The 3,778-nt window shown below is 73.1% G+C and carries 1 protein-coding gene; it reads left to right on the forward strand.

The window, feature by feature from the left end; all coding sequences use genetic code 11:
- The coding region (locus ACFZAU_RS41730; RefSeq protein ID WP_500556592.1) for a type I polyketide synthase at positions 1–3,778 on the forward strand (3,778 nt) is incomplete at both ends.

Genomic DNA, 3,778 nt, shown 5'->3' on the forward strand with positions numbered 1-3,778 from the left:
GCCGCTGCGAACGCCTTCCTGGATGCGTTGGCGGAGCAGCGTCGTGCGGATGGCCTGGTGGCGACGTCGATCGCGTGGGGTCCGTGGGCCGAGGGCGGCATGGCGGCCGACGAGTCCATGGACGCCCGCATGCGGCACGAGGGCGTGCCCCCCATGCAGCCCGAGCCCGCCTTGGCAGCCTTGGCCCCGGCGGTCGGCACGGGCGAGGCGTCGCTCATGGTCGCGGACGTCGACTGGGACCGCTTCGCCCCCTTCATGACGTCCGTCCGACCGCTCCCGCTGATCGGCGACTTCGTCGCGCACGGGGAGACCGTCACGGCAGCCGACGTGGCAGGCACCGCCGCCCGCCGGCTCGCGGGGCTGACGGAGACCGAGCAGGAGCGGGAACTGCTCACCCTGGTCCGTACGCACGTCGCGGCCGTCCTCGGCCACGGCGGCGTCGACGCCGTCGGGGCCGACCGCGCCTTCAAGGAGCTCGGCTTCGACTCCCTGACGGCCGTCGAACTGCGCAACCGCCTCGGCGCGGCCACCGACCTGCGACTGCCCACCACCCTCGTCTACGACTACCCCACCTCGACCGCGCTCGCCGGATTCCTGCGCCGCGAGCTGCGGGGCGCACGACCCGCCGAGACGGACCCGGTCGCCACGGCGGCGGCGGTCGACGACGACCCGATCGCGATCGTCGCGATGAGCTGCCGGTTCCCCGGCGGGGTACGGACCCCGGAGGAACTGTGGAGGCTGCTCGCCGACGGGGCCGACGCCGTCGGTGACTTCCCGTCCGACCGCGGCTGGGACCTGACCGGCCTCTACAGCGCCGACCCCGACCGTCCCGGGACCACGTACACCCTGGCCGGTGGCTTCCTCCACGACGCCCCCGACTTCGACGCGGACTTCTTCGGGATCTCGCCGCGTGAGGCGCTGGCGATGGACCCGCAGCAGCGGTTGCTGCTGGAGACGTCGTGGGAGGCGTTCGAGCGGGCCGGGATCGATCCTTCCTCGCTGCGCGGGAGCCAGGCGGGCGTCTTCGTCGGCACCAACGGACAGGACTACCTTTCCCTCGTCATGGGCGGGACGGACGGCATCGAAGGCCACGTCGGCACCGGCAACGCGGCCAGCGTCGTCTCCGGACGGCTCTCCTACGTCTTCGGGCTCGAAGGCCCCGCGATCACCGTCGACACGGCCTGCTCGTCCTCCCTGGTGGCGCTGCACCTCGCCGTCCAGGCACTGCGGCAGGGCGAGTGCTCGCTCGCCCTGGCCGGTGGCGTGACGGTGATGTCGACCCCTGAGGCCTTCGTCGACTTCAGCCGTCAGCGGGGTCTGGCGGAGGACGGCCGGATCAAGGCCTTCGCGGCGGCCGCGGACGGCACGGGGTGGGGTGAGGGCGTCGGCATGCTGCTCGTGGAGCGGCTGTCGGACGCGCGGCGCAACGGGCACCCGGTGCTGGCGCTGGTGCGCGGTTCGGCGATCAACCAGGACGGCGCCAGCAACGGCCTGACCGCCCCGAACGGCCCGTCGCAGCAGCGTGTGATCCGGCAGGCTCTGGCGAGCGCGGGGTTGTCTGCCGCGGACGTGGACGCGGTGGAGGCGCACGGCACGGGCACGCGTCTGGGTGACCCGATCGAGGCGCAGGCGCTGCTGGCGACGTACGGGCAGGGGCGGACGGCGGACCAGCCGTTGCTGCTCGGCTCGATCAAGTCGAACATCGGGCACACGCAGGCGGCGGCCGGTGTCGCGGGTGTGATGAAGATGGTGCTGGCGATGCGGCACGGGGTGCTGCCGCCGACCCTGCACGTGGACGAGCCGACCCCGCACGTCGACTGGACGGCCGGATCCGTCTCCCTGCTGACCGAGGCCGCCGAGTGGCCGGAGACCGGACGGCCCCGGCGGGCCGGCATCTCGTCGTTCGGTCTCAGCGGTACCAACGCCCACACGATCATCGAGCAGGCCCCGGCTGCGGCGGCCACAGGGGACGACGCCGAACCCGCGGTTGACGGCACGGTGCCCTCGGTGCTGCCGGTTCTCCTCTCCGCGCGGGGCACGACCGGGCTGCGGGCCCAGGCCGCGCGCCTCGGCGCCCACATGACGGCGCACCCCGCGGCGTCCACCCTCGACACGGCCTACACGCTGGCGACCGCGCGCGCGGCTCTGGAGACGCGCGCGATCCTGGTCAGCGGCACCGAGGACCGCGACGCGCTGCTCGCGGGCCTCCACGGCCTCAACGCCGGTGAACAGCCCCCGGGGCTCGTGCAGGGCACTCCGACGACCGGCACGCTCGCGTTCCTGTTCACGGGGCAGGGCAGCCAGCGGCTGGGGATGGGGCGTGAGCTGTACGACACGTACCCGGTCTTCGCGGACGCGTTGGACGCTGTCTGCGCCCGGATGGACGCGTACCTCGATGTGCCGTTGAGGGATGTGCTGTTCGGCGAGGACGCGGGGGCTCTGGACCGGACGGAGTTCGCGCAGCCCGCGCTGTTCGCGGTGGAGGTGGCGCTGTTCCGGCTGGTCGAGTCGTGGGGTGTGCGACCGGACTTCGTGTCGGGGCACTCGGTGGGTGAGATCGCCGCGGCGCACGTGGCGGGTGTCTTCTCGCTGGATGATGCGTGTGCGCTGGTGGCGGCGCGGGGTCGGTTGATGCAGGCGCTACCGGGTGGTGGCGTGATGATCGCGCTGGAGGCCTCGGAGGACGAGGTCCTGCCGCTGCTGAACGACCGCGTGAGTATCGCTGCCGTGAATGGACCTTCGTCGGTGGTCATCGCCGGTGACGAGGACGCGGCCACGGCGGTTGCGGGGTCTTTCGAGGGGCGGAAGTCGAAGCGGCTGACGGTCAGTCACGCGTTCCACTCGCCGCACATGGACGGGGTGCTGGACGCCTTCCGTGAGGTGGTGGCGGAGCTGTCCTTCGAAGCCCCCCGCATCCCGGTCGTCTCGAACCTGACGGGTGCCGTGGTCGCCGACGAGATGGCGTCGGCGGAGTTCTGGGTGCGGCATGTCCGTGAGGCCGTGCGCTTCCTGGATGGTGTCCGTGCGCTGGAGGCGGCCGGGGTCAGCACGTTCGTGGAGCTGGGTCCGGACGGCGTGTTGTCGGCGATGGCGCAGGAGTGTGTGACGGGCGAGGGCGCGGTCTTCGTTCCGGTGCTGCGCAAGGGGCGTGCGGAGGCGGAGACGGCCGTCAGGGCTCTGGCGCAGGCGTACGTGCGGGGCGTGGCGGTGGACTGGGCCGGGTTCTTCGCCGGCACGGGTGCGCGACGGGTGGACCTGCCGACCCAGGCCTTCCAGCGGACGCGGTACTGGCCGGAGGCACGGCAGGCCGACGTCACCCTCGCCGGGAAGAGCGTCGACACCAGCGACGCGCGCTTCTGGGACGTCATCGAGCAGGAGGACCTGACGTCCCTCGGGGCCATGCTCGGCCTCGACGACACCGCCGCCTGGGGAAGCATGGTCCCGGCTCTCTCGGCCTGGCGCCGGCGCAGTCGGGATCGGGCCCTTGCCGACGGGTGGCGATACCGGACGAGCTGGAAGCCGCTGCAGGCCGCCCCCGAAGCGCGCCTGTCGGGTGCGTGGTTGGTCGTGGTGCCGGCTGGTGGCGACGTTGCCGGGCCGGTGGTCGGTGCGCTGGTGGGGCGGGGCGCGGAGGTGCGCCGGGTCGAGGTCGAGCCGGGCACGGATCGTGCGGCCCTGGCGGGGCTGGTTGCCGGCGCGTACGCGGGTGTGGTGTCGCTGCTGGACCTCGCCGGCACGGTGGCGTTGGTGCAGGCTCTGGGCGATGCCGGGGTGGGCG

The sequence above is a fragment of the Streptomyces sp. NPDC008238 genome (genome assembly GCF_042956445.1).
Lineage (GTDB): Bacteria > Actinomycetota > Actinomycetes > Streptomycetales > Streptomycetaceae > Actinacidiphila.